Here is a 21895-nt window from a genome sequence, read left to right on the forward strand (position 1 = left end):
ATGAGCGGCATGGACACGACGCGGGACGAGCTGATCGTGCTGGAGGACCTGGAGAAGGTCTTCCAGGTGCGGCGGAAGGCGGGCCGGTTCCGGCGGACCCGGACCGAGGTGCGGGCGGTGGACGGCATCTCGTTCACCGTGCGGCGCGGCGAGATGGTCGGGTACATCGGCCCGAACGGTGCCGGGAAGTCGACCACCATCAAGATGCTGACCGGGATCCTGACCCGAGCGGGGGCCGGCTGCGGGTGGCGGGCATCGATCCGCAGCGCGAGCGCACCCGGCTGGCCCGGCGGATCGGGGTGGTGTTCGGGCAGCGCACCACGCTGTGGTGGGATCTGCCGCTGCGCGATTCGTACGGTCTGGTGCGCCGCATGTACCGGGTGCCGCGGGACCGGTTCCGGGAGAACCTGGAGCGCTGCGTGGAACTGCTGGACCTGGCGGAGCTGCTGGACGTGCCGGTGCGGCAGCTGTCGCTCGGGCAGCGGATGCGCGGCGACATCGCGGCGGCGCTGCTGCACGATCCTGAGGTGCTGTACCTGGACGAGCCGACGATCGGGCTGGATGTGATCAGCAAGGCGAAGGTGCGCGGGTTTCTGCGGGACCTGAACGCCGAGCGGGGCACGACGGTGCTGCTCACCACCCACGATCTGACCGACATCGAGCAGTTGTGCCGCCGGGTGATGGTGATCGACCACGGACGGCTGATGTACGACGGTGACCTGGCCGGGCTGCACGAGGCCGGTGCGAGCGAGCGGCAGCTGGTGGTGGATCTGGAGCGCGAGCAGCCGCCGATCAGCGTCGAGGGGGCGCGCACCGTACGGGTGGAGGGCCCGCGCCAGTGGCTGGCGTTCCCGGCCGGGGCGAGCGCGGCGCCGCTGGTGGCGCGGGTCGCCGAGGCGTATCCGCTGGTCGATCTGTCGGTGCGGGAGCCGGACATCGAGGATGTCATCGCCCGGATGTACGCCGGGGACGCCGAGGGGGAGGCGGTCGGGGTGACCGGCTGAGGGTGCGGGGCCGGGCACCGTCGTGCGGGGTCCGCCGCGAGCGGTGCCGTCGCCCGGCGGGCCCGCGCGGCGGCTACCGTCCGGAGGCGAGTTCGCGGCTGCGGTCGCGGGCCGCCTCCAGCGCCGCGATGAGGGCGGCGCGCACCCCGTGCTTCTCCAGTTCGCGGATCGCGTTGATGGTGGTGCCGCCGGGCGAGGTGACCGCCTCACGCAGCACCACGGGGTGTTCGCCGCTGTCGCGCAGCATCACGGAGGCGCCGACGGCGGCCTGCACGATCAGGTCGTGCGCCTTGTCGCGGGGCAGGCCCAGCAGGATGCCCGCGTCCGTCATGGCCTCGACCAGGTAGTAGAAGTACGCGGGCCCCGAGCCGGACAGCGCGGTGGCGGCGTCCTGCTGGGACTCCGGCAGCCGCATGGTCGTGCCGACGCCGCCCAGGAGGCGTTCCGCGTGCGCGAGCTGCTCCTCGGTGGCGTGCGCGCCGCCGGAGATGACGGTCATGCCCTCGTCCACGAGCGCGGCGGTGTTGGGCATGGCCCGCACCACCGGCGTGCCGGGGGTCAGGCGCTCCTCGACGAAGGCGGTGGGGATGCCGGCGGCGACCGAGATGACGAGCCGGTCGGCGGCGGTGTGCGGGGCGAGTTCGTCGAGCAGGGCGCCCATGTCCTGGGGCTTGACGGCCAGGATGAGGGTGTCGGCGCTCTTGGCGGCCTCGGCGTTGGAGACGGTGGTGACCCCGTACCGGGCGCGCAGGGCCTCGGCCCGCTCGGCCCGGCGCGCGGACACCAGCACGTCGCCGGGGGCCCAGCCGCCGCGCAGCATGCCGCCGAGGAGGGCCTCACCGATCTTGCCGGTGCCGAGAACAGCGATCTTCTGAGTCATTCCCCCATGGTGCACCGCGGGCCGGCGGTGTCAGGCGGGTGTCCGCACAGCGGTCAGCCGCACGAGGTACGGCTCGGTGACCTGTCTGTCCGGGAAGACCTCGCGCAGCGCGGCGCGCTCGGCCCCGAGGAGCTCAGCGGCGCCTGGCACCCGCCCCGGCACGGCCGGCCCTGCGGGAGGGGTTGCGGGAGCGCTTGGAGGTGAGGCGTTCGTACTGCTCGACGGCCGCCTCGTGGTCCAGGCGGCGCATCCGCTCGCCCGGCGCCTCGACCGCGCTGCGCAGCGCGTACGCCAGCAGGATCCCGACGAAGCCGATGATCTTGATGCTGCGGAAGGCGGCCTCGTCCTCGCCGGCCGAAGGCCGGGGGCGGGTCCAGCCGCGCATGGCGCGGGTGAAGGCCATGGCCGTGCAGCCCGCGAAGGCGACGATCACCAGGATGCGCAGCCAGGACGCGCTCTGCGACAGCGTCAGCCCGTTGTAGCCGAGCTTCAGGCCCAGGATGCCGAGGGCCGCCAGCAGGGACGCCCCGAGGCCGAGCGCGAAGCGCCGCGCGCCGTAACCGCGCGTGTGGTCCACCCAGCTGGTGCCGTAGAAGCGGATCGGGTCCGGCTGGGGTCGCTGTGTCTGGGGTGTGGACATGTTGTCGATTATGACGGGCGGGCCCGTGCCCTTTGTAGGGTGAGTTTCCACTTGTCTCAGGGGAGCGGCCATGACGGACGGCACCGCGCCGGACAGGCTCGGCGACTACGTGCTGGAACGGCGTCTGGGCAGCGGCGGCATGGGGGTGGTGTACCTCGCCCGCACGGTCGCGGGGCGGCAGGTCGCGGTGAAGGTGATCCGCCGGGAGTACGCCCAGGACCCGGGGTTCCGGGCCCGGTTCCGCCGGGAGGTGGCCGCGGCCCGCAAGGTGGGCGGCGCGTACACCGCCCCGGTGATCGACGCCGACCCGGACGGCGATCCGCCGTGGCTGGCCACGCTGTTCGTTCCCGGCGGTTCGCTCACCGACCGGGTGGGCCGCGACGGCCCGCTGGGGGCGCGCGAGGCGGCGCGGGTGGGCGCGCAGCTGGCGGAGGCGCTGCGGGACATCCACGGCCGGGGGCTGGTGCACCGGGATCTGAAGCCGGGCAATGTGCTGCTGGCCGGGGACGGGGTGCGGGTCATCGACTTCGGCATCTCGCGGGCGCTGTCGGACTCGCACCGGTTGACGGAGACGGGCGCGGTGCTGGGCTCGCCGCCGTTCATGGCGCCGGAGCAGCTGACCGGCGGCGCCGAGGTGACGCAGGCGGCGGATGTGTTCGCGCTGGGCGCGGTGGTGGCGTTCGCGGCGACCGGGCGCAGCCCGTTCGAGTCGGGCGGCGAGTTGCCGGGGCCCGATCCGCTGGCCGTGGCCTACCGGGTGGTGCACGAGGAGCCGGATCTCGCCGCGGTGCCCGAGCCGCTGCGCGAGCTGGTGGCGCTGTGTCTGGCGAAGGACCCGGAGCGGCGGCCGGACGTGGCCACGGTGCTGCGGATGGCGGCGTGGGCGGACTCCCGGGCGCAGGCGGGTGAGGTACGGGCGTCGCCGGTGTGGCAGGCCGCGCAGGGGACGGCGGAGCCGGCCACGGGGCCCGGGCCCGTCACGGGCCGGCCGCGCGGACCGCGCACACGCTGGGGGTACCTCCCGGGCGAAGCCTGGGGGAGGCTGCTGGTGGCGGCGGTCGCGGTGGCCGTCCTGGCGGCGGCCGGGGTCGGGGCGCGGCTGCTGTGGCCGCACGACGGTTCGACGGCGCCGCCCGCGGGAGACCCCGGCGGGACGTCGGCGGCCCCCGCGCCGGCCGCCGAGCCGTGGGAGCTGGACCTGACCGCGTTCGGGGTGCAGGACGCGCCGACCGAGGGGTTCCGCTGCCGGACGCTGGCCCCGGACGGTCTGCTGTGCACGGCGCAGGGGCTGCGTACCGTCGCGCTGGAGGTGTCCGGCGACGAGCTGTGGCGGCACGACGGGCCGCGCACCGCGATGCTGCCGCCGGAAGGGCTCGCGGCGGGCGAGGTGGTCTTCGCCCGCTCGCAGCAGGGCCTGGTCGCCCTCGATCCGGCCGGCGGCGAGGAGCTGTGGGAGATCGACGCGCCGGAGCTGAACGGGGAGCTGGTGGCCGTGGGCGACCGGATCGCGCTGCGGAACGGCGACAGCACGGTGCGGTTCTACGCCCAGGACGCCCCGGAGCGGGTGGGCGTGTGGGAGGCCCCGGGGCGCTATCTGACGGACATGCGGGCCCACGAGGACCGGCTGCTGGTGGTGAGCCGTGAGGAGGAGTCCGGGGGCTTCCCCGAGCTGATGCTGCTGGACGAGTCCGGCAATCCGCGCTGGCACGCCCCGCGCACGCCCCCGGACACCGGCAGTCTGCTGGAGCTGGTGGGGCTCGACGGCCAGGCGGCGTACTTCGACGAGTGGGACCCGGAGCTGCCGGTGTCGGTGGCCGTGCAGCGGATGGATCTGGACACCGGGGAGTGGACGCGGACGGAGTTGCCGCACATGGCCGATCCGCGCTCGGTGCTCGCGGACGACGGCCTGGTGTACGCGACGGACTCGGCGGGCCGGGTGACGGCGGTGGACGCGGCGGCGGGCGAGATCCGCTGGAGCGAGGACACCGGGGTGAGCGGCGCGTCCGCGCCGACGGTGGCGGACGGCCGGCTGTACACCGTGGACGGGCGGGGGCGGCTGGTCATCGTGGACGCCGCCGACGGCGGCACGCTGTGGTCGGGTGAGCCGCACGAGGGCACCCCGGGCCTGGGCAGCGGCGCCTGGGCGCCGGCGCCGGTGGTGGCGGACGGCTGGGCGTACGTGGTGACGCTGGGGAACACGCTCTACTCGGTGCGGCTGCCCGACCTGTGACCCGCGCCGGAGGGTGGGTGCTCGCTCCGGACGGCGGCTTCTCCCCGGAACGCCGTCGCGGGTCTCCCCGGCCAGGACGGGTGAACCGTCCTGGCCGGCGAGACCCGCGTACGGAGCGCTCCGGCGCCGCCGTCGGCCCGGGGGCTCGGGGCGGCCCCGGAAGGTCAGCCCTCCAGCTTGCTGATGTCGCGCACCGCGCCCTTGTCCGCGCTCAGGGCCATCGCCGCGTACGCGCGCAGCGCCAGCGACACCTTGCGCTCACGCCCCACCGGCGCGTACCGGCCGCCGAGCGCCTCGCGGCGCGCCGCCAGCTCGGCCTCCGGCACCTGGAGCTCGATGGCCCGGTTGGGGATGTCGATGCTGATCATGTCGCCGTCCCGGACCAGCGCGATCGCGCCGCCCGAGGCCGCCTCCGGGGAGACATGGCCGATGGACAGGCCCGAGGTGCCGCCGGAGAACCGGCCGTCGGTGATCAGCGCGCACTTGGCTCCGAGCCCGCGGCCCTTCAGGAACGCGGTCGGGTACAGCATCTCCTGCATGCCCGGGCCGCCCTTGGGGCCCTCGTAGCGGACGACGACCACGTCGCCCTCCTTGACCCGCTTGGCCAGGATCGCGTCGACCGCCTGCTCCTGCGATTCGACGACGACGGCCGGGCCGGTGAAGGTCCAGATCGACTCGTCCACGCCGGCCGTCTTCACCACGGCGCCGTCGGGCGCCAGGTTCCCGGTCAGCACGGCGAGCCCGCCGTCCGCCGAGTACGCGTGGGCCGCGTCCCGGATGCACCCGCCGGCCGCGTCCACGTCCAGCGTGGCCCACCGCTCGGACTGCGAGAACGCCTTGGCCGAGCGCACACACCCCGGCGCGGCGTGGAACATCTCCACCGCCTCCGGTGCGGGCGAGCCGCCCCGGATGTCCCACTGCTTGAGCCACTCGTCCAGCGAGTCGGCGTGCACCGCGTGCACGTCCTCGTTCAGGAACCCGGCGCGGTGCAGCTCGCCCAGGATGGCGGGGATGCCGCCGGCCCGGTGCACGTCCTCCATGTGGTACGCCCCGTTCGGCGCGACCTTGCACACGCACGGCACCCGGCGCGAGACGGCGTCGATGTCGGCGAGGCCGAAGTCCAGCTCCGCCTCGACCGCCGCCGCCAGCAGGTGCAGCACGGTGTTGGTGGAGCCGCCCATGGCCACGTCCAGCGCCATCGCGTTCTCGAACGCCGCCCGCGAGGCCAGCGCGCGCGGCAGCACCGTGGCGTCGTCCTGGTCGTAGTACCGCTGGGTGATCTCCACGACGGTACGGCCGGCCGCCTCGTACAGCTCCTTGCGGGCGGTGTGGGTGGCCAGCACCGAGCCGTTGCCGGGCAGGGCCAGGCCCAGCGCCTCGACGAGGCAGTTCATGGAGTTCGCGGTGAACATCCCGGAACACGAGCCGCACGTCGGACAGGCCGCTTCCTCGATCCGCAGCAGGTCCTCGTCCGAGGTCGCGTCGGAGACGGCCTCGGACATGGCGTGCACCAGGTCGAGGTTGGAGCGGACGGTGCCGTCCACCAGGGTCGTCTTGCCGGCCTCCATCGGGCCGCCGGAGACGAAGACGGTGGGGATGTTCAGCCGCAGGGCGGCCATCAGCATCCCGGGGGTGATCTTGTCGCAGTTGGAGATGCAGATCAGCGCGTCCGCGCAGTGCGCCTCCGTCATGTACTCCACGGAGTCGGCGATCAGATCGCGCGAGGGCAGGGAGTACAGCATCCCGCTGTGGCCCATGGCGATGCCGTCGTCCACCGCGATGGTGTTGAACTCGCGCGGGATGCCGCCGGCCGCCTTGATCGCGTCGGAGACGATGCGCCCCACCGGCTGGAGGTGGGTGTGGCCCGGCACGAACTCGGTGAAGCTGTTGGCTACGGCGATGATCGGCTTGCCGAAGTCCTCCCGCTCTACGCCGGCGGCCCGGAGAAGGGCGCGGGCGCCCGCCATGTTGCGGCCGTGGGTGACGGTGCGGGACCTCAGGGTCGCCATGATTCTGCTCTCCTTCAGGACATGGAGCTGCGTACGTCGAGGCTACGCCTCCCGCCCGGGAGGTGGGACGGACATCCCGGAATCCGAGACGGAGCACACAGGGTCGGCGGGGTGCGGCGCCAGCAGCGGAAGCGGGCGCGCTCCCGGGGGCACGGCGGCGTGCACGGCCAGCCGCTGCTCGCACAGCCGGGCCAGCTCCTCGTACCCGTCCTTGCCCATCAGCTCGATCAGCTCGGGCCGGTAGGAGACGTACACCGGGCGCCCGGCGCCGTGCGCGCTGGGCGCGCCCGTGCACCACCAGTGCAGGTCGTGGCCGCCGGGGCCCCAGCCGCGCCGGTCGTACTCGCCGATCGACACGTACAGCAGCTCCTCGCCGTCCGGCTGCTCCACCCACTCGTAGGTGCGTCGCACCGGCAGCTGCCAGCAGACGTCGGGCTTGGTCTCCAGCGGCTCGCGGCCCTCGGCGAGCGCCATGGTGTGCAGCGCGCAGCCGGCGCCCGCGCCGAACCCGGGGCGGTTGAGGAAGATGCACGCCCCCTCGAAGCGCCGGGTCTGCCGCTCCCCGTCGTCGTCCAGCTGGATCCAGCCGCGCTCGGAGGTGCCCTCGGCGTGGAACTGCCAGGTCTCGGCGGTCAGCCGGGCGGCGTGCGAGGCCACCCGGGCCTCGTCCTCCTCGTCCGAGAAGTGCGCCCCCAGGGTGCAGCAGCCGTCGGAGGCGCGGCCCGCCTTGATGCCCTGACAGCCGTCGCCGAACACACAGTGCCAGCGGGACGTCAGCCAGGTCAGATCACAGCGGAAGACCTGCTCGGGGTCGGCGGGATCGGGGAACTCCACCCATGCGCGGGGGTGATCCAGCGCCACCTCGTCGCCGGCGGCACGCCGCCGTGCTCCATCGAGCTGCCTGACTGTTCTGCCCGCCTTCGCCCTCTTCGTGATTGCCACCACGCCAGGGTAAGGGCCCCGGGTAGCGTTGACCCTCATGAGGCTCGGTGTTCTCGACGTGGGATCCAATACGGTGCATCTGCTGGTCGTCGACGCGCATCCGGGTGCGCGGCCGCTGCCGGCCTACTCGCACAAGGCGGAGTTGCGGCTGGCGGAGTTGCTGGACGACAAGGGTGCGATCGACACCGTCGGGATAGAGCGACTGATCGCGGTGGTCAAGGAAGCGCTGGAGGTCGCCGAGGACCAGGGGGTGGCGGAGCTGCTGCCGTTCGCGACCTCGGCGGTGCGCGAGGCGAGCAACGCGGACGTGGTGCTGGAACGCGTGGCGCGGGAGACCGGCGTGACGCTCCAGGTGCTCTCGGGGGCGGACGAGGCGCGGCTGACGTTCCTGGCCGCGCGCCGCTGGCTGGGCTGGTCGGCGGGGCGGCTGCTGCTGTTCGACATCGGCGGCGGCTCGCTGGAGATCGCGTACGGGGTGGACGAGGCGCCGGACACGGCGGTGTCGCTGCCGCTGGGCGCGGGGCGGCTGACGGCGGCGCGGCTGCCCGGGGATCCGCCGGACCCGGCGGCGGTGAAGGCGCTGCGGCGCGAGGTGCGGAGCGAGATCGCCCGGGTGGTCGGCGACTTCACCCGTTTCGGGGCACCGGACCGGGTGGTGGCCACCTCCAAGACGTTCCGGCAGCTGGCGCGGCTGGCGGGCGCGGCACGGGCGGCGGAAGGGCTGTACGTACGGCGTGACCTCAGCCGTGAGGACCTGCGCTCGTGGGCGCCGAAGCTGACGGTGATGCCGGCGGCGGAGCGGGCCCAGTTGCCGGGGGTCTCGCAGGGGCGGGCTCCGCAGTTGCTGGCCGGGGCGGTGGTCGCGGAGGCGGCGCTGGATCTGTTCGACGTGGAGTCGGTGGAGATCTGCCCGTGGGCGCTGCGCGAAGGGGTGATCCTGCGCCGGCTGGACGGGATGCGCAACGGCTCGCCCGAGCGGTGACGATGCCCGGCCGCCCCGCCCGGACGGGCGGGCGCGGTTCCCGGGTGAGGTCCTGCGCGGCGCGCGGTCCTATGCGGTGCGCCGCCGCAGGGTGGCGGAGCCCAGGATCAGGACGCCGAGTGCGACGGCCGCGACGATGCCCAGGTCGCGCAGGTAGTGGCCGGTGATGCCGCTGTGCCGGAGCACCTGCTCGGCGGCATCGACGGAGTAGGACATGGGCAGCACGTTGGAGACGTACTGGAGTACCGGCTGCATGGTGTCGCGGGGCGTGAACAGCCCGCACAGCAGCAGTTGCGGGAAGACGAACGCCGGCATGAACTGCACCGCCTGGAACTCGGAGGCGGCGAAGGCCGAGACGAACAGGCCCATCGCCGTGCCGAGCAGGGCGGTGAGGACGGCGACGAGCAGCAGCAGCCAGGGCGATCCGGCGACGGTGAGGTTCAGCAGCCACACGGCGAGCCCGGTGACCAGTCCCGCCTGGAGGACGGCGAGGGTGCCGAAGGCCAGCGCGTAGCCGAGGATCAGGTCGGCCTTGGCCAGGGGCATGGCGAGCAGCCGTTCCAGGGTGCCGGAGGTGCGTTCGCGCAGGGTGGCGATGGAGGTCACCAGGAACATGGTCAGCATCGGGAAGATGCCGAGCAGGGACGATCCGATGCGGTCGAACTCGGCGTTCTTGTTGTCGAAGACGTAGTAGAGCAGCGTCAGCAGCAGCACCGGGACGAGCAGCAGCAGCGCCACGGTGCGCGGATCGTGGCGCAGCTGGCGCAGGACGCGGCGGGCGGTGGCGAGGGTACGGGCGGGGCTCACGCGGACGCGCCTCCCTCGGCGGCGGTGTCGACCAGGCGCAGGAACGCGCCCTCGATGGTGGCGGTGCCGGTGGTGGCGCGCAGTTCGTCCGGGCTGCCCTCGGCGAGGAGGACGCCCTCGCGCATCAGCAGCAGCCGGTGGCAGCGGTCGGCCTCGTCCATCACGTGCGAGGAGATCAGCAGCGTGGTGCCGCGTTCGGCGGCCAGCCGGTGGAACAGGTCCCACAGATCGCGCCGCAGCACCGGGTCGAGGCCGACCGTCGGCTCGTCCAGGATCAGCAGCTCGGGGGTGCCGAGCAGGGCTACGGCCAGCGAGACGCGGGAGCGCTGACCGCCGGAGAGCGAGGCGGTGAGCGCGTCCGCCTTGCCGGTCAGGTCCACGTCGCCGAGCGCCGCGGAGACCACTCCCGCGCGCCGGGCGCGCGGGATGCCGAGCACGGCGGCGAAGTAGTCGAGGTTCTGCCGCACGGTCAGATCCCGGTAGACGGACGGGTCCTGGGTGACGTACCCGAGCCGGCGCCGCAGCGGCGGGCTGCCGGCCGGGAGGCCGAGCACTTCCAGGGAGCCGCCGACCCGGGCCTGGGCGCCGACGACGGCGCGCATCAGGGTGGTCTTGCCGCAGCCGGACGGGCCCAGCAGCCCGGTGACGCTGCCGGATGGGACGGTGAAGTCGAGATCCCTGATCACCCGGGCGCCGCCGCGGACGACATCGAGACCGGTGGCCCGTACCGCGGCGGCGACGGCCTCCGCATCCGGGCGTTTATTCATCATGCGATGAATATTGCTGCGCACGGCTGCGCCCGTCAAGCGAAAGCGGACCCTTAGGACCTGTCGTCAAAGTCCCGCCTGCCCCACGGCGCTCCCCCAGCCTTCGGCCGGGAGGTGCCCCCAGGCACGGCACCTCGCTGCGTTGTCGCATCGCCCGAATAACCCGCTATGAGGGCGACCCTCCACCTTGCGATGCACCGCACCGGACACCGCGGGGCCCGCCCTACGGGCGGACGGCGCTACTTTGACGACAGGCCCTAGGCTGGAGCGCGTGGCACATCAGGCGAAACCGGGGACGAAGGTCGCGCTGTCGACCGCCTCGGTGTATCCGGAGAACACCGCGGCCGCCTTCGCGATAGCCGCTCGCCTCGGCTACGACGGGGTGGAGATCATGGTGTGGACCGACCCGGTGAGCCAGGACATCGAGGCACTGCGCCGGCTCTCCGACCAGTACGGGGTCCCGGTGCTCGCCATTCACGCCCCCTGCCTGCTGGTGACCCAGCGGGTGTGGTCCACCGACCCGTGGCGCAAGCTGCTCCGGGCCCGCGACGCCGCCGACCGGCTCGGCGCGAGCACCGTGGTCGTGCACCCGCCGTTCCGCTGGCAGCGCGGCTACGCCAGGGACTTCGTGGCCGGCGTCGGCCGGATGGCACACGAGACGGACGTCAGGTTCGCCGTGGAGAACATGTACCCCTGGCGGTACCGGGACCGCGAGATGCTGGCGTACGCGCCCGGCTGGGACCCCACCGAGGAGGACTTCCGGCACTTCACCCTCGATCTGTCGCACGCGGCGACCTCCCGCAGCGACGCCCTGGCCATGGCCACCCGGATGGGCGACCGGCTCGGGCACGTCCACATGGGCGACGGCAGCGGATCGGGACGGGACGAGCATTTGGTGCCGGGACGCGGCACCCAGCCCTGCGCGGAGCTGCTGCACACACTGGCGGCGGCCGGGTACGACGGGCACGTGGTGATCGAGGTCAACACCCGGCGCGCCATGTCCGCGGCCGAGCGGGAGGCCGACCTGGCCGAGGCGCTGGCCTACACCCGGATGCACCTGCGCGCCGGGGCGGCGGCCGGAGGCCCCGACGGTGAGCGCTGAGGACACCCGGGCCACCACGGACGGATCCGCCGGGCGCGCCGACGGGGCCCCGCCGGACGGGACGGAGGGGCGCGACGGAACACCGCGCAGGCGACGGGGCCGGCCGGCCAGGGGCGAGGGCGGCGGCGGGCCCGGCACCCAGGAGCGGATCCTGGCATCGGCCCGCGAGCTGTTCGCCGAGCGCGGCTACGAGAAGACCTCGGTCCGGGCCGTCGCACGCGGCGCGGAGGTCGACCAGGCACTGGTGCACCACTACTTCGGTACGAAGGAAGGTCTGTTCTCCGCGGCCGTGGCCCTGACGGCGGCGCCGGTGACCGACCGGATCGCCGCTCTTGACCGGGTCGCGCCGGAACGGGCGGGCGAGGAGTTCACCCGGATGTTCTTCCGGATCTGGGAGAACCCGGTGACCCGCGCGCCGCTGCTGGCGATCGTCCGCTCGGCCCTCACTCACGAGACGGCGGCCCGGATCTTCCGCGAGTTCATCGCGGGCCAGCTGCTGTCGCGGCTGGCCGGAACCCTGGACGCGGCCGACGCGCAGCTGCGCGCCGAACTGGCGGCGGCCCAGCTGGTGGGCACGGTGCTGCTGCGGTACGCGCTGAAGATGCCGCCGATCGCCACCGAGGACGCCGAGACCCTGATCGCCCGCCTGGCCCCGGTGGTCCAGCACCACCTGACCGGCACCGCCCCGACGGGCTGAGCGGGCCGTACGCCGCACCGTCCGGTCGGCTCGGGTCAGTTCGGCTCCGGTCAGGTCGGTTCGGCGGGCGGCGGGTCCGACGGGGCCGGGTCGGTCGCGGGCGGCTCCGTCGGCTCCGGGGTGGGCTCCTCGGTCGGCGGCGGCGGGGTCGGGGTCGGCTCGGGTGACTGCCGGCCGTGGCCCTCGATGGTGACGGTGGCACCGGCGGGCTCGATGGTGATCCGGCCCTGCCAGGGCCCGGACGGCTCACGCGCCCGGTCCACCGTCACCACCAGCGTGACCGACTCCCCCGGCTGCAACGTGCCCGACGTGGCACTCAGCCACAGCCACTCCGCCGACCACACCGCGCTCCACCGCACCGGCGCGCCGCCCGAGGCGGTCAGTGTGATCTCCGTACCGGTGCCGGTGGACATGGCGTCCACCGTCAGCCGCCCCGGCCGCGCCGGGCGGGTGCCCCCGCCCGAGCCCCCGTCCGACGCGGCGGGCGGCGACGGCGACTGGGGGTCCGCCTCGGGCGAGGCGTCAACCGGCTCCCGCTCCTGCGTCTCCCTGGTGGCCTCGCCCGCCGGTTCGCGCCCGCCGTCCGCGTCCAGCTCGGCCGAGTCCTCCCAGCGCCCGGTGTTCTCGTACGCGTAGTCGTCGCCGCCGGCCGTGCCCAGGCCGCGGTCGTCCTCGGACGCCGACGCGTCCTGCCCGCTCGCCTCCCCCGTCACCGGCGCGCCCCGGTACGCCGCCCACAGCGCCAGCGCGGGCGCCGCCAGCACCGTGGCGACTACCGTCGTGGTCACCGCCCGGCTGCGCAGCCGGTCCCGGCGCGCCGCCCGGTCCTTCTCCGTCAGCGGGAACCCCGAGCGGTCGAACCGCGGCGTGTACTGGGCCCGCGCCCGCTCCACCACCAGCAGCGCGGCGTGCACGGCCGAACGCGGCGCCGCCACGACGGCCAGCCGCGCCTCGCCCGGCGCCGTCCCCGGCCAGGTCACGCCCGCCATCGCCCGCTGGGCCGCCCGCCGGCACACCGCGCAGCCGTCCACGTGCCGCACCAGCTCCCGGCGCAGACCGGGACGCAGCAGCATGAGCCGGTCCTCGCCGGCCAGGGAGGCCACCGTGGGGCAGCCGCCCGTCTCCACCGCCGCCAGCGACGCCCTGGTGCGCTCCACCTCGCACGCCCCGCTGGTCAGCAACGCCCGCGCCGCGTCCACCGAGAGCCGCAGCACCAGCGCCACCTCGGCCGGCGACAGCTGGTGACGCACCGCCAGCTCCAGCGCCTCCCGCTGCTCCGGGCTGGTGCCCGCCGCCTCCGGCCAGGCCAGCGCCGCCAGTTCACGGCGGCGCAGCTGGGCCTCCGCCCCGGCCGTGCCCGCCGCCCGGGGCTCCGCCGCGCCGCCCGCCTCCCGCTGCACGGCGAGCCGCCGCAGACACGTCCAGCGGGCCAGCGCGTACAGCCACGCCCGGGACTGGCCGGGGGCGGCCGGCCGGCGGCCCCGGTCGTGCTGCCGCCGCGCCAGGGCCAGCGCCTCGCCGAGCGCGGCCGTCGCGGTGTCGTGCTCGCACATGATGGACAGGCAGTACGTGAACAGGCCGTCCAGATGGGCGTCCTCGTACGCCGCCCGGCGGCCCCGCCGATCCGTCCCCTTGCCCGCCGCCTTGCCGGAGGCGGCCTTGTCCGCCGCCGCCCGCCCGCGGGGAACGCGATGAGCGCCGGGCGCCGAGGCGGGGCGGGGGCGCGTCGTGGTGCGTGTGGCACGCTCGGGGCAGCTGTTCATTACCAGGCGACGGTAGGCGCCCGGCGGACGCCCAAGAACCCGACCGGCACAAGGTTCCTCCTAATGGGTGACAAGGGGCGCTGATCCGCTGTCAGTGCCCGGGGTTAACGTCGACGCATGGCTCGTAAATCTGATCGCCCCGCCTACCGGTGTACGGAGTGCGGCTGGTCCACCGCCAAATGGCTGGGCCGCTGCCCCGAATGCCAGGCGTGGGGCACCGTGGAGGAAGTGGGCGGCGCCCCCGCGGTGCGGACGGCGGCGGTGGCCCGGGTCGTGTCCCCGGCCGTGCCGATCGGCCAGGTCGACACCCGGCGGGTGACCGCGCGCAGCACCGGGGTGCCGGAGCTGGACCGGGTGCTGGGCGGCGGCCTGGTGCCCGGCGCCGTGGTGCTGCTGGCCGGCGAGCCGGGGGTCGGCAAGTCCACCCTGCTGCTCGACGTGGCCGCCAAGGCCGCCTCGGCCGAGCACCGCACGCTGTACGTCACGGGCGAGGAGTCGGCCGGTCAGGTGCGGCTGCGGGCGGACCGGATCGGGGCGGTCCACGACGAGCTGTACCTGGCCGCCGAGACCGATCTGGCGTCCGTGCTGGGCCAGTTGGACGCGGTGAAGCCCTCCCTGCTCGTGCTGGACTCGGTGCAGACCGTGGCCTCCGCAGAGATCGACGGCGCGCCCGGCGGCATGGCCCAGGTCCGGGAGGTGGCGGGGGCGCTGATCAGGGCCGCCAAGGAACGCGGCATGGCCACGCTGCTGGTGGGCCATGTCACCAAGGACGGAGCGATCGCCGGGCCCCGGCTGCTGGAGCACCTGGTGGACGTGGTGCTGCACTTCGAGGGCGACCGGCACGCCAGGCTGCGCCTGGTGCGCGGCGTGAAGAACCGGTACGGGGCCACCGACGAGGTCGGCTGCTTCGAACTGCACGACCAGGGCATCACCTCGCTCGCCGACCCCTCCGGCCTGTTCCTGACCCGGCGCGAGGAGCCGGTGCCCGGCACCTGCCTGACGGTCACCCTGGAGGGACGGCGCCCGCTGGTCGCCGAGGTGCAGTCGCTGACGGTCAGCACCCAGATCCCGTCGCCGCGCCGTACCACCTCGGGCCTGGAGACCTCCCGGGTGTCGATGATGCTGGCGGTGCTGGAGCAGCGCGGGCAGATCACCTCGCTGGGCAAGAACGACATCTACACGGCCACCGTGGGCGGGGTGCGGCTCTCGGAGCCGGCCGCCGACCTGGCGGTGGCGCTGGCGCTGGCGAGCGCCGCCAGCGACACCCCGCTGCCGAACAACCTGGTGGCGATCGGCGAGGTCGGTCTGGCCGGCGAGGTGCGGCGGGTGACCGGGGTGCAGCGGCGGCTGGCGGAGGCGGCCCGGCTGGGGTTCACGCACGCGCTGGTCCCGGCGGACTCTGGCGAGGCCCCGGCGGGCATGCGGGTGCTGGAGGTCGCGGACATCGGCGAGGCGCTGCGGGTACTGCCGCGCGGGCCGCGCCGCTCGCGGGGCACCGATGACGGGGGCGGTGAGCGGGCCGGGAGCGGAGCGTCAGAACGGGTGACGGGGGCACGCCGGTAGACTCATCCGGACTCAAGCGGTTTCGTCACCGGAGGAAGAGATGGCAGCCAACGACCGGCCGGCGGGTCCCGGCAGGGCCGGGGGTGCCGGGGGAGGTTCCGGAGCGGACGGACTGCTGCGCGCCTCGCTGAGCGCGGTGGCCCCCGGAACCCAGCTGCGGGACGGCCTGGAGCGCATCCTGCGGGGCAACACGGGCGGCCTGATCGTCCTCGGCGTGGACCGTACCGTCGAATCCCTGTGCACCGGCGGTTTCGTGCTGGACGTGGAGTTCACCGCGACCCGGCTGCGCGAGCTGTGCAAGCTGGACGGCGCGGTGATCGTGGACCGCGACATCACCAAGATCGTCCGCGCGGGTGTGCAACTGGTCCCGGACGCGAGCATCCCGACCGAGGAGACCGGCACCCGGCACCGTACGGCGCAGCGGGTCTCCATCCAGACCGGGTTCCCCGTGGTGTCGGTCAGCCAGTCGATGCGGCTGATCGCCCTGTACCTGGACGGGCAGCGGCGGGTCCTGGAGGACTCGGGCGCCATCCTGTCGCGGGCGAACCAGGCGCTGGCCACCCTGGAGCGGTACAAGCTGCGGTTCGACGAGGTCGCGGGCACCCTGTCGGCGCTGGAGATCGAGGACCTGGTCACGGTCCGCGACGTGGCGGCGGTGGCGCAGCGGCTGGAGATGGTGCGCCGGATCGCGGCCGAGATCGCCGAGTACGTGGTGGAGCTGGGCACGGACGGACGGCTGCTGTCGCTCCAGCTGGACGAGCTGATCGCGGGCGTGGAGCCGGAACGGCAGCTGATCGTGCGCGACTACCTGCCGGAATCGCCGCAGGGCACGGAGCCCCCGGGCGGCAAGCGTTCGCGCCGGGTGGGCACGGCGCTGTCCGAGCTGGACGCGCTGACCCACGCCGAGCTGCTGGAACTGCCCATCGTGGCGCGGGCGCTGGGCCACGGCGCCTCGCCCGAGGCGCTGGACGGCGCGGTCTCCCCGCGGGGTTTCCGGCTGCTGGCGAAGGTTCCGCGGCTGCCGGGTCTGGTCATCGACCGGCTCGTGGACCACTTCGGCGGGTTGCAGAAGCTGCTGGCGGCGAGTGTGGACGACCTGCAGGCGGTGGACGGCGTCGGGGAGACCCGGGCGCGCTCGGTGCGCGAGGGCCTGTCCCGGCTGGCCGAGTCCTCGATCCTGGAACGGTACGTGTAGGCGGCGGGCCCGCTCCCGAGGGGGCGGGCCCGCGTCCGCGGTCAGTCGCGGTTCAGCCGGAAGGATGTCTTCGCGACGGGGAAACCGTCCACGGCGGCCTCGGCGACGTACGTCCCGGCGGCGGCCGGCGCCCCCGGTTCGCCGCTGTCGCAGTCACCGGCGTTGTGCCGGCGGTCCCACAGCACGGTGTGGGTGGCGCTGTCCCCGGCCGGGACGGCCACCAGCTGACGGCTCTTGCCGGTGGGGCACACCGCGGAGGACCACACTTCCTCGTCCTCGCTGTCAGCGACGGTGAGCGTCAGTGAGGCGTGGCCGAAGTCCAGCGCGCAGGCGTCGCCCGAGGAGTTCTCGGCGCTGAGCCGCAGTTCGGGCTTCTCGCCGGGTGCGTAGGCGTTCTCCGCGCTGCGCAGCGAGAGGGTCACCGCGCCGGGCCCGCAGCCGGGGAGCCCGGCCCCGCTCGTACCGCCGTTCCCGCTGCCGCCGCTCGTCCGGGAGCCGGCCTCCGCGTCGTCGGTGCCGTCCGAACCGTCCCCGCCGGCCGCGTCGCCGCCGTCAGCGTTCCCGCCCCCGGAGGCGTCGTCCCCTTCGCCGCCGGAGTCGGCGCCGTTCCCCTCGGCATCGTCCTCTCCCGCGCTCTCGCCCGCGCCGTCCTCCTCGTCCTCCTCACGGCCGCCCGGCCGTTCGTCGATGAGGTCCTCGTCTGCGGTGGGCCCGGGGGTGATGGACTGCGCGGGGCCGTCCTCGCCGTCCGAGGCGCCGGTGTTCTGCGTGCCGCCGCCCGAGCGGGTGGCCCAGAAGGCCAGCGCCGCCACCAGCGCGACCACCAGCAGCACAACGACCCTCCGCCGCCAATAGATGGAGGAGGGCAGCGGACCGACAGGAGTGCGCAGAGATCCCACGCGGAAACCTTACGAGACGGTGGCGGGGCTCCGACGCCTCACCCGGGTCCGGGCAGGGCACCATTGCGTATCGAACGGTTAGCCCGCAGGGCTGTCACAACGGCGGGGCCGCTTGGGCGCCGTGCGCCGGACATGCCAGGATCATCAGGCCATGACTGCGACGAGCACGACGACGCGAGAAGCCGAACCCACCGCCCTCCACACCCCCGTCATCGACTGGTTCGACCAGCATGCCCGCGATCTGCCCTGGCGGCGCCCCGAAGCAGGGGCGTGGGGGGTCATGGTCAGCGAGTTCATGCTTCAGCAGACCCCGGTCAACCGGGTGCTGCCGGTGTACGAGGAGTGGCTCACCCGCTGGCCACGCCCCGCCGACCTGGCCGCCGAGGCCGCCGGAGAGGCGGTCCGCGCCTGGGGCCGCCTCGGATATCCCCGCCGGGCGCTGCGGCTGCACGGCGCCGCCGCCGCCATAGCGGAACGGCACGGCGGTGATGTCCCCAAGGACCACCATCAGTTGCTGGCGCTGCCCGGCGTCGGGGAGTACACGGCGGCGGCCGTGGCCTCCTTCGCGTACGGGCAGCGGCACGCGGTGCTGGACACCAACGTCCGCCGGGTCTTCGCCCGCGCGGTGAGCGGCTCCCAGTACCCGCCGAACGCCACCACCGCCGCCGAGCGCAAGCTGGCCCGGATGCTGCTGCCGGAGGACGACACCACGGCCTCGCGCTGGGCGGCGGCCACCATGGAGCTGGGTGCGCTGGTGTGCACGGCGCGCACGCCGTCGTGCGGCGGCTGCCCGATCGTCGACCTGTGCGCCTGGCGTGGCGCGGGCTCCCCCGCCCACGAGGGGCCGCCGCGCCGGGGCCAGACGTACGCGGGTACCGACCGGCAGGTACGCGGCAAACTGCTCGCCGTTCTGCGGGAGTCGACCCGGCCGGTGGAGCGGGCCGCGCTGGACGCGGTGTGGCACGACCCGGAGCAGCGGTCCCGCGCCCTGACCGGGCTGCTCACCGACGGTCTGGTGGAACGGCTGCCGGACGGGCGTTACCGGCTGCCCGGCACGGACTGACGCGGATCGCCGCTCCGGAGCCGGACCGGCCGGCCGCGCGGCCGGTCACGGAGCGGCGGCGAACACCACCGAGACGGCGAGCCCCCCGTCCCGCCCCGGGCGGGCGGTGACCCGGGCCCGGTGGGCCTCGGCGATCGAGGCGACGATGGACAGGCCGAGACCGTGCCCCGAGACGCTGGTGCGGTCCTGGCCCAGCCGCTGGAACGGTTCGAAGAGCCGCTCCACCTGGCCGGGTTCCACCGGGGGGCCGGTGTTGACGACGGTGAGCGTGCGTCCGGCGAGCCGCACCGCCACGGTGCCGCCGGGCCGGTTGTACCGTACGGCGTTGTCCACCAGGTTGGTCACCAGGTGCCGCAGCAGCACCGGATCCCCGGCCACCGGAAACGGCCCCGCGGTGTCCAGGGAGAGCGCGACCTCCCGTTCCGCCCCCCGTGGCCCCCATTCCCTGATCGCCTGCCGGGCGGCGTCCGCCAGATCGCTCTCCCGGCTCTCCTCCTCGTCCAGGCCGAGATCGCTGCGAGCGAGCAGCAGCAGGGAGGCGATCAGCCACTCGGCGTCCCGGTTGACGGCGAGCAGTTCCTCCCGTACCTCCGCCAGCCCTTCCGGGAGCGGATCGGCGAGCCCGACCTCCAGGCTGGTGCGCTGGACGGCCAGCGGGGTGCGCAGTTCGTGCGAGGCGTTGGCGACGAAGCGGCGGCGGCTCTCGAAGGACTTCTCCAGCCGGTCCAGCATGCTGTCGAAGGTGGAGGCGAGCCGGTGCAGTTCGTCGTCGGGGCCGGTGAGCGCGAGGCGTTCGTGCAGGTGCTGCTCGCTGATCCGGCGGGCGGTATCGGTGACGGCGGCGACCGGCCGCAGCGCCCGGCCGGCGAGCCACCAGCCCATGAGGCCGGTCAGCGCGGCGATCAGCAGCAGGCCGATCGCGGACCACAGCAGCAGCTGCCGGAGCACGGTGTCCTGCACCGCGCGTACCGTCTCGTCCACCAGGCGCAGGGCCACCGCGTCCGGCAGGGGCTCGCCCCGGGGCGCGGGCGATGTCCCGGCCCCCGTGGGTCCCACTGGTTGCATCGGGCCCACGGAGCCGCTCTCCTGACATTCGGCGTCCGCGGGCCGCGTCACGCAGTCCAGGCGGACCACCTCCATGGAGCTGACCTGCTGGGCCGTGCCGTGCCGGGCCAGCAGCACCACGAAGGTGAGCAGGGCGACGCCGGCGAGCAGGAGCAGGCCGGTGATGGCCAGGGCGAGGCGGGCGCGGAAGGTCGGCCGGGGCAGGCGTCGCCACCTGCTGGGCCCTTCGCGCGGATCCGGCCTCCCCGGACCCGTCAGCCGCACAGCCGGTACCCCTCGCCGGTGTCCGCGGCGATGAGGTCTGGGGTGCCCAGCTTTCCGCGCAGCCGGCTGACGGTGGCGCGCACGGCACTGGTCCGGGGGCTCAGGTGCTCGTCCCACACGGCGCGCACCAGTTCCCGGTGGGGCACCGCCTCGCCGCCGGCCTCCATCAGCATCCGCAGGACGGCGAACTCCTTGGGGGTGAGCTCCAGGGGGGTGCCGTCGATCCTGACCTCGTGCCGGCCCCTGTCCAGGACGATGCCGCCGTGCCGCAGGGCGACCGCCGCCGGTTTGGGGGCGCGGCGGCTCAGGGCCCGTACCCGGGCGACGAGTTCGGCGAAGTCGAAGGGCTTGGCGAGATAGTCGTCGGCACCCAGCTGCTCCAGGCCGTAGACCCGGTCCCCGATCTCCCCGGCGGCCGTGAGCATGAGGATGCGCGGCGGGTCGGCCAGTTCGTTGAGCCGCCGGCACACCTCGTCGCCCGTCAGCACCGGCAGGTCGCGGTCCAGGATCAGCACGTCGTACGCGGTGAGCAGACACATCCGCTCGGCCTCGTCGCCCGCCGCGGCGATGTCGACCGCCATGGACTGCCGGCGCAGGCCGGTGGCGATGTTCCGCGCGAGCACACGGTGGTCTTCGGCTACCAGGATCCGCATGGCGCCGATGAAAGCACGGGCCCGGTTGCAGCGGGGTAAGCGTGCGCGGCGGCGGAGCTTATCCGCGTGTAACGGGCCTTACCCGCCTGCGAACGCCCGCCTGCTGTGCTCTGCGGCATGAACTTCGTCAAGCGCGCGGCCCACAGCCTCGCCGCCCGGAAGGGCAGAACCGCGATGCTGCTGGGGATCTTCCTGGTCATCGGCGTGCTGCTCCTGGGCAGTTCCCTGCTGCGCGGCGCGACGGCCCGGCAGGAGGCCGACGCCCAGCGCCGGATCGGCGTGGACGTCACGGTGCGCGGGGACGGGCTGACCACGGACACCGCCGCCGCGCTGGGCGGGTCGCCCCTGGTGGAGCGGTACAACCCGATACTGCGGGGGACCACGGCGCCGCCGGGTCTTGACCCCGTCACCTCGGACGCGCCGGAGCCGGCCGGGGCGGGGGACGACGCCCGGGACGGCGTCGGGGGCGACGGGCTGGCACTGAGCGGGATCCGCGACAGCGGGCTGCTGCCCGACTTCGCCCGCGGCCGTATGGAGCTCGTCGCCGGCCGGGGCATCACCGCACACGACGCGGACCACCAGGTGCTCCTGCTGGAGGAACGGCTGGCCGAGCGGAACGGGCTGCGGGTGGGGGACACCGTCGAGCTGGCCTCGCCGGACGGCGCGGTACGGACCTCCTTCGAGATCATCGGCCTCTACCGCACACCGCTGCCCACCCCCGCCGCGTGGGTGCCGCCCCGCGACATCCCCGCCAACCAGCTCTACGCGCCCCTCCCGGCGGTCTCCGCGCTCGGGTTCGGCAGCGCGCTGGACGAGGTGGCCCTCACGGCCGGTTCCCCGGACGCGGCGCGGGAACTGGCGGCACTGGCCGAAGAGCTGCTGGGTCCGGACGGGTTCCGCGCCGACGTCAACGACAAGGCGTACCGGGAGCAGGTCGAGCCGCTCCAGCGGGTCGGCGTGCTCGCGGGGGTCTTCGGGTGGCTGACCTCGCTGGGCGGAGCGGCGGTGCTCGGGCTGATCGTGACGCTGGAGATCCGGTCCCGACGCGCCGAACTGGGGATGCTCCTCTCCCTCGGTGAGCGGAAGTGGAAGCTCCTCGGCCAGCACACGGCGGAGGCGGTGGCCGTCGCCGTTCCCGCCCTGGCGCTGGCGGCCGCGCTCGGGCTGGTCCTGGCCCGGCCGGCGGGCGAGGCGCTGCTGCCGCCGTCACCGGACGGGCCCACTCCGTTGCTGATGACGGCCGGCGATGTGGGCTCGGTCGCCGCGATCGGGCTCGGCATCGCGCTGGCGGCCACCGTCCTGCCCGGCGCCGCCATCGTGCGCCTGCACCCGCGCTCCCTCCTCACCCACAGCGAATAACCGAAGGCGAA

At 74.4% G+C, this 21895-nt stretch carries 18 protein-coding genes and 1 pseudogene; 9 read left to right on the top strand and 10 right to left on the bottom strand.

Features of this window, described 5'->3' with window-relative positions:
• A pseudogene (locus tag SXIM_RS11110) lies at window positions 1-1004 on the top strand (ABC transporter ATP-binding protein).
• Window positions 1005-1077: 73 nt separating this feature from the next.
• Here SXIM_RS11110 and proC read toward each other — a convergent pair.
• Both proC and SXIM_RS11125 read right to left on the bottom strand, forming a co-directional pair.
• Complete coding sequence (gene proC, locus SXIM_RS11115; protein ID WP_030734865.1) at window positions 1078-1884, bottom strand: pyrroline-5-carboxylate reductase; 807 nt, start codon at window positions 1882-1884, stop codon at window positions 1078-1080.
• Window positions 1885-2017: 133 nt separating this feature from the next.
• Window positions 2018-2524 carry a hypothetical protein gene (locus SXIM_RS11125; protein ID WP_030734868.1) on the bottom strand — a complete coding sequence of 169 codons (507 nt, stop codon included), beginning with the start codon at window positions 2522-2524 and terminating at the stop codon, window positions 2018-2020.
• 70 nt (window positions 2525-2594) lie between these two features.
• Between SXIM_RS11125 and SXIM_RS11130 the strand changes: the two genes are divergently transcribed.
• Window positions 2595-4754 (top strand): protein kinase domain-containing protein, encoded by a 2160-nt coding sequence (locus SXIM_RS11130; RefSeq protein ID WP_030734871.1) that lies wholly within the window; start codon window positions 2595-2597, stop codon window positions 4752-4754.
• Window positions 4755-4918: 164 nt separating this feature from the next.
• On the opposite strand, the gene ilvD is transcribed toward SXIM_RS11130, so the two are convergent.
• Both ilvD and SXIM_RS11140 read right to left on the bottom strand, forming a co-directional pair.
• Window positions 4919-6763, bottom strand: coding sequence for a dihydroxy-acid dehydratase (gene ilvD / locus SXIM_RS11135; RefSeq protein WP_030734874.1), 1845 nt, complete (start codon window positions 6761-6763; stop codon window positions 4919-4921).
• Window positions 6764-6805: 42 nt separating this feature from the next.
• On the bottom strand, window positions 6806-7744 hold the full coding sequence (locus tag SXIM_RS11140; protein ID WP_078846887.1) for a DUF3109 family protein: 939 nt from the start codon (window positions 7742-7744) through the stop codon (window positions 6806-6808).
• Here SXIM_RS11140 and SXIM_RS11145 point away from each other — a divergent pair.
• Entirely contained in the window at window positions 7743-8687 is a 945-nt protein-coding gene (locus SXIM_RS11145; protein ID WP_030734880.1) for a Ppx/GppA family phosphatase, read from the top strand. The two genes, SXIM_RS11140 and SXIM_RS11145, sit on opposite strands and share 2 nt — an antisense overlap.
• A 69-nt stretch (window positions 8688-8756) precedes the next feature.
• Here the strand turns inward: SXIM_RS11145 and SXIM_RS11150 are convergent, their stop codons facing one another.
• Complete coding sequence (locus SXIM_RS11150; RefSeq protein WP_046723797.1) at window positions 8757-9494, bottom strand: ABC transporter permease; 738 nt, start codon at window positions 9492-9494, stop codon at window positions 8757-8759.
• Window positions 9491-10264, bottom strand: a complete 774-nt coding sequence (locus SXIM_RS11155) for an ABC transporter ATP-binding protein (protein WP_046723798.1) — start codon at window positions 10262-10264, stop codon at window positions 9491-9493. The genes SXIM_RS11150 and SXIM_RS11155 overlap by 4 nt, the downstream gene beginning before the upstream one ends.
• Window positions 10265-10523: 259 nt before the next feature.
• On the opposite strand from SXIM_RS11155, the gene SXIM_RS11160 reads away from it, so the two are divergent.
• Both SXIM_RS11160 and SXIM_RS11165 read left to right on the top strand, forming a co-directional pair.
• A complete protein-coding gene (locus SXIM_RS11160; RefSeq protein WP_046725586.1) occupies window positions 10524-11363 on the top strand; it encodes a sugar phosphate isomerase/epimerase family protein in 840 nt (279 codons plus the stop codon).
• Window positions 11353-12060 (top strand): TetR/AcrR family transcriptional regulator, encoded by a 708-nt coding sequence (locus SXIM_RS11165; protein ID WP_046723800.1) that lies wholly within the window; start codon window positions 11353-11355, stop codon window positions 12058-12060. Before SXIM_RS11160 ends, SXIM_RS11165 begins: the two co-directional genes overlap by 11 nt.
• Window positions 12061-12110: 50 nt before the next feature.
• Here the strand turns inward: SXIM_RS11165 and SXIM_RS28535 are convergent, their stop codons facing one another.
• Window positions 12111-13823 (bottom strand): BACON domain-containing protein, encoded by a 1713-nt coding sequence (locus SXIM_RS28535; RefSeq protein ID WP_030734895.1) that lies wholly within the window; start codon window positions 13821-13823, stop codon window positions 12111-12113.
• 117 nt (window positions 13824-13940) lie between these two features.
• Here SXIM_RS28535 and radA point away from each other — a divergent pair, with 117 nt between their 5' ends.
• Together radA and disA are read left to right on the top strand one after the other, a co-directional pair.
• Window positions 13941-15386 (top strand): DNA repair protein RadA, encoded by a 1446-nt coding sequence (gene radA / locus SXIM_RS11175; RefSeq protein ID WP_046723801.1) that lies wholly within the window; start codon window positions 13941-13943, stop codon window positions 15384-15386.
• A gap of 40 nt (window positions 15387-15426) precedes the next feature.
• Window positions 15427-16581, top strand: coding sequence for a DNA integrity scanning diadenylate cyclase DisA (disA, locus tag SXIM_RS11180; protein ID WP_030734901.1), 1155 nt, complete (start codon window positions 15427-15429; stop codon window positions 16579-16581).
• 41 nt (window positions 16582-16622) lie between these two features.
• Here disA and SXIM_RS11185 read toward each other — a convergent pair whose 3' ends face one another.
• Window positions 16623-17480, bottom strand: a complete 858-nt coding sequence (locus SXIM_RS11185) for a hypothetical protein (RefSeq protein WP_030734904.1) — start codon at window positions 17478-17480, stop codon at window positions 16623-16625.
• Between the two features lie 151 nt (window positions 17481-17631).
• Here SXIM_RS11185 and SXIM_RS11190 point away from each other — a divergent pair, with 151 nt between their 5' ends.
• Complete coding sequence (locus tag SXIM_RS11190) at window positions 17632-18543, top strand: HhH-GPD family protein (RefSeq protein WP_046723804.1); 912 nt, start codon at window positions 17632-17634, stop codon at window positions 18541-18543.
• A gap of 45 nt (window positions 18544-18588) precedes the next feature.
• On the opposite strand, the gene SXIM_RS11195 is transcribed toward SXIM_RS11190, so the two are convergent.
• Both SXIM_RS11195 and SXIM_RS11200 read right to left on the bottom strand, forming a co-directional pair.
• Entirely contained in the window at window positions 18589-19872 is a 1284-nt protein-coding gene (locus SXIM_RS11195; protein WP_246156867.1) for a sensor histidine kinase, read from the bottom strand.
• Window positions 19863-20525 (bottom strand): response regulator transcription factor, encoded by a 663-nt coding sequence (locus SXIM_RS11200; RefSeq protein WP_046723805.1) that lies wholly within the window; start codon window positions 20523-20525, stop codon window positions 19863-19865. Before SXIM_RS11200 ends, SXIM_RS11195 begins: the two co-directional genes overlap by 10 nt.
• Window positions 20526-20642: 117 nt before the next feature.
• Between SXIM_RS11200 and SXIM_RS11205 the strand changes: the two genes are divergently transcribed.
• A complete protein-coding gene (locus SXIM_RS11205; RefSeq protein ID WP_046723806.1) occupies window positions 20643-21884 on the top strand; it encodes an FtsX-like permease family protein in 1242 nt (413 codons plus the stop codon).
• The last annotated feature ends 11 nt before the right edge of the window (window positions 21885-21895 follow it).

It is taken from the genome of Streptomyces xiamenensis (genome assembly GCF_000993785.3).
GTDB lineage: Bacteria > Actinomycetota > Actinomycetes > Streptomycetales > Streptomycetaceae > Streptomyces > Streptomyces xiamenensis.

Bases quoted from the DNA above. Each gene is read 5' to 3' on its own strand.
- SXIM_RS11200 (WP_046723805.1), bottom strand. From the start codon at position 20,525: ATGCGGATCCTGGTAGCCGAAGACCACCGTGTGCTCGCGCGGAACATC.
- SXIM_RS11125 (WP_030734868.1), bottom strand. From the start codon at position 2,524: ATGTCCACACCCCAGACACAGCGACCCCAGCCGGACCCGATCCGCTTC.
- SXIM_RS11140 (WP_078846887.1), bottom strand. From the start codon at position 7,744: ATGAGGGTCAACGCTACCCGGGGCCCTTACCCTGGCGTGGTGGCAATC.
- ilvD (WP_030734874.1), bottom strand. From the start codon at position 6,763: ATGGCGACCCTGAGGTCCCGCACCGTCACCCACGGCCGCAACATGGCG.
- SXIM_RS11155 (WP_046723798.1), bottom strand. From the start codon at position 10,264: ATGATGAATAAACGCCCGGATGCGGAGGCCGTCGCCGCCGCGGTACGG.
- proC (WP_030734865.1), bottom strand. From the start codon at position 1,884: ATGACTCAGAAGATCGCTGTTCTCGGCACCGGCAAGATCGGTGAGGCC.
- SXIM_RS11205 (WP_046723806.1), top strand. From the start codon at position 20,643: ATGAACTTCGTCAAGCGCGCGGCCCACAGCCTCGCCGCCCGGAAGGGC.
- disA (WP_030734901.1), top strand. From the start codon at position 15,427: ATGGCAGCCAACGACCGGCCGGCGGGTCCCGGCAGGGCCGGGGGTGCC.
- SXIM_RS11130 (WP_030734871.1), top strand. From the start codon at position 2,595: ATGACGGACGGCACCGCGCCGGACAGGCTCGGCGACTACGTGCTGGAA.
- SXIM_RS28535 (WP_030734895.1), bottom strand. From the start codon at position 13,823: ATGAACAGCTGCCCCGAGCGTGCCACACGCACCACGACGCGCCCCCGC.
- SXIM_RS11145 (WP_030734880.1), top strand. From the start codon at position 7,743: ATGAGGCTCGGTGTTCTCGACGTGGGATCCAATACGGTGCATCTGCTG.
- radA (WP_046723801.1), top strand. From the start codon at position 13,941: ATGGCTCGTAAATCTGATCGCCCCGCCTACCGGTGTACGGAGTGCGGC.
- SXIM_RS11190 (WP_046723804.1), top strand. From the start codon at position 17,632: ATGACTGCGACGAGCACGACGACGCGAGAAGCCGAACCCACCGCCCTC.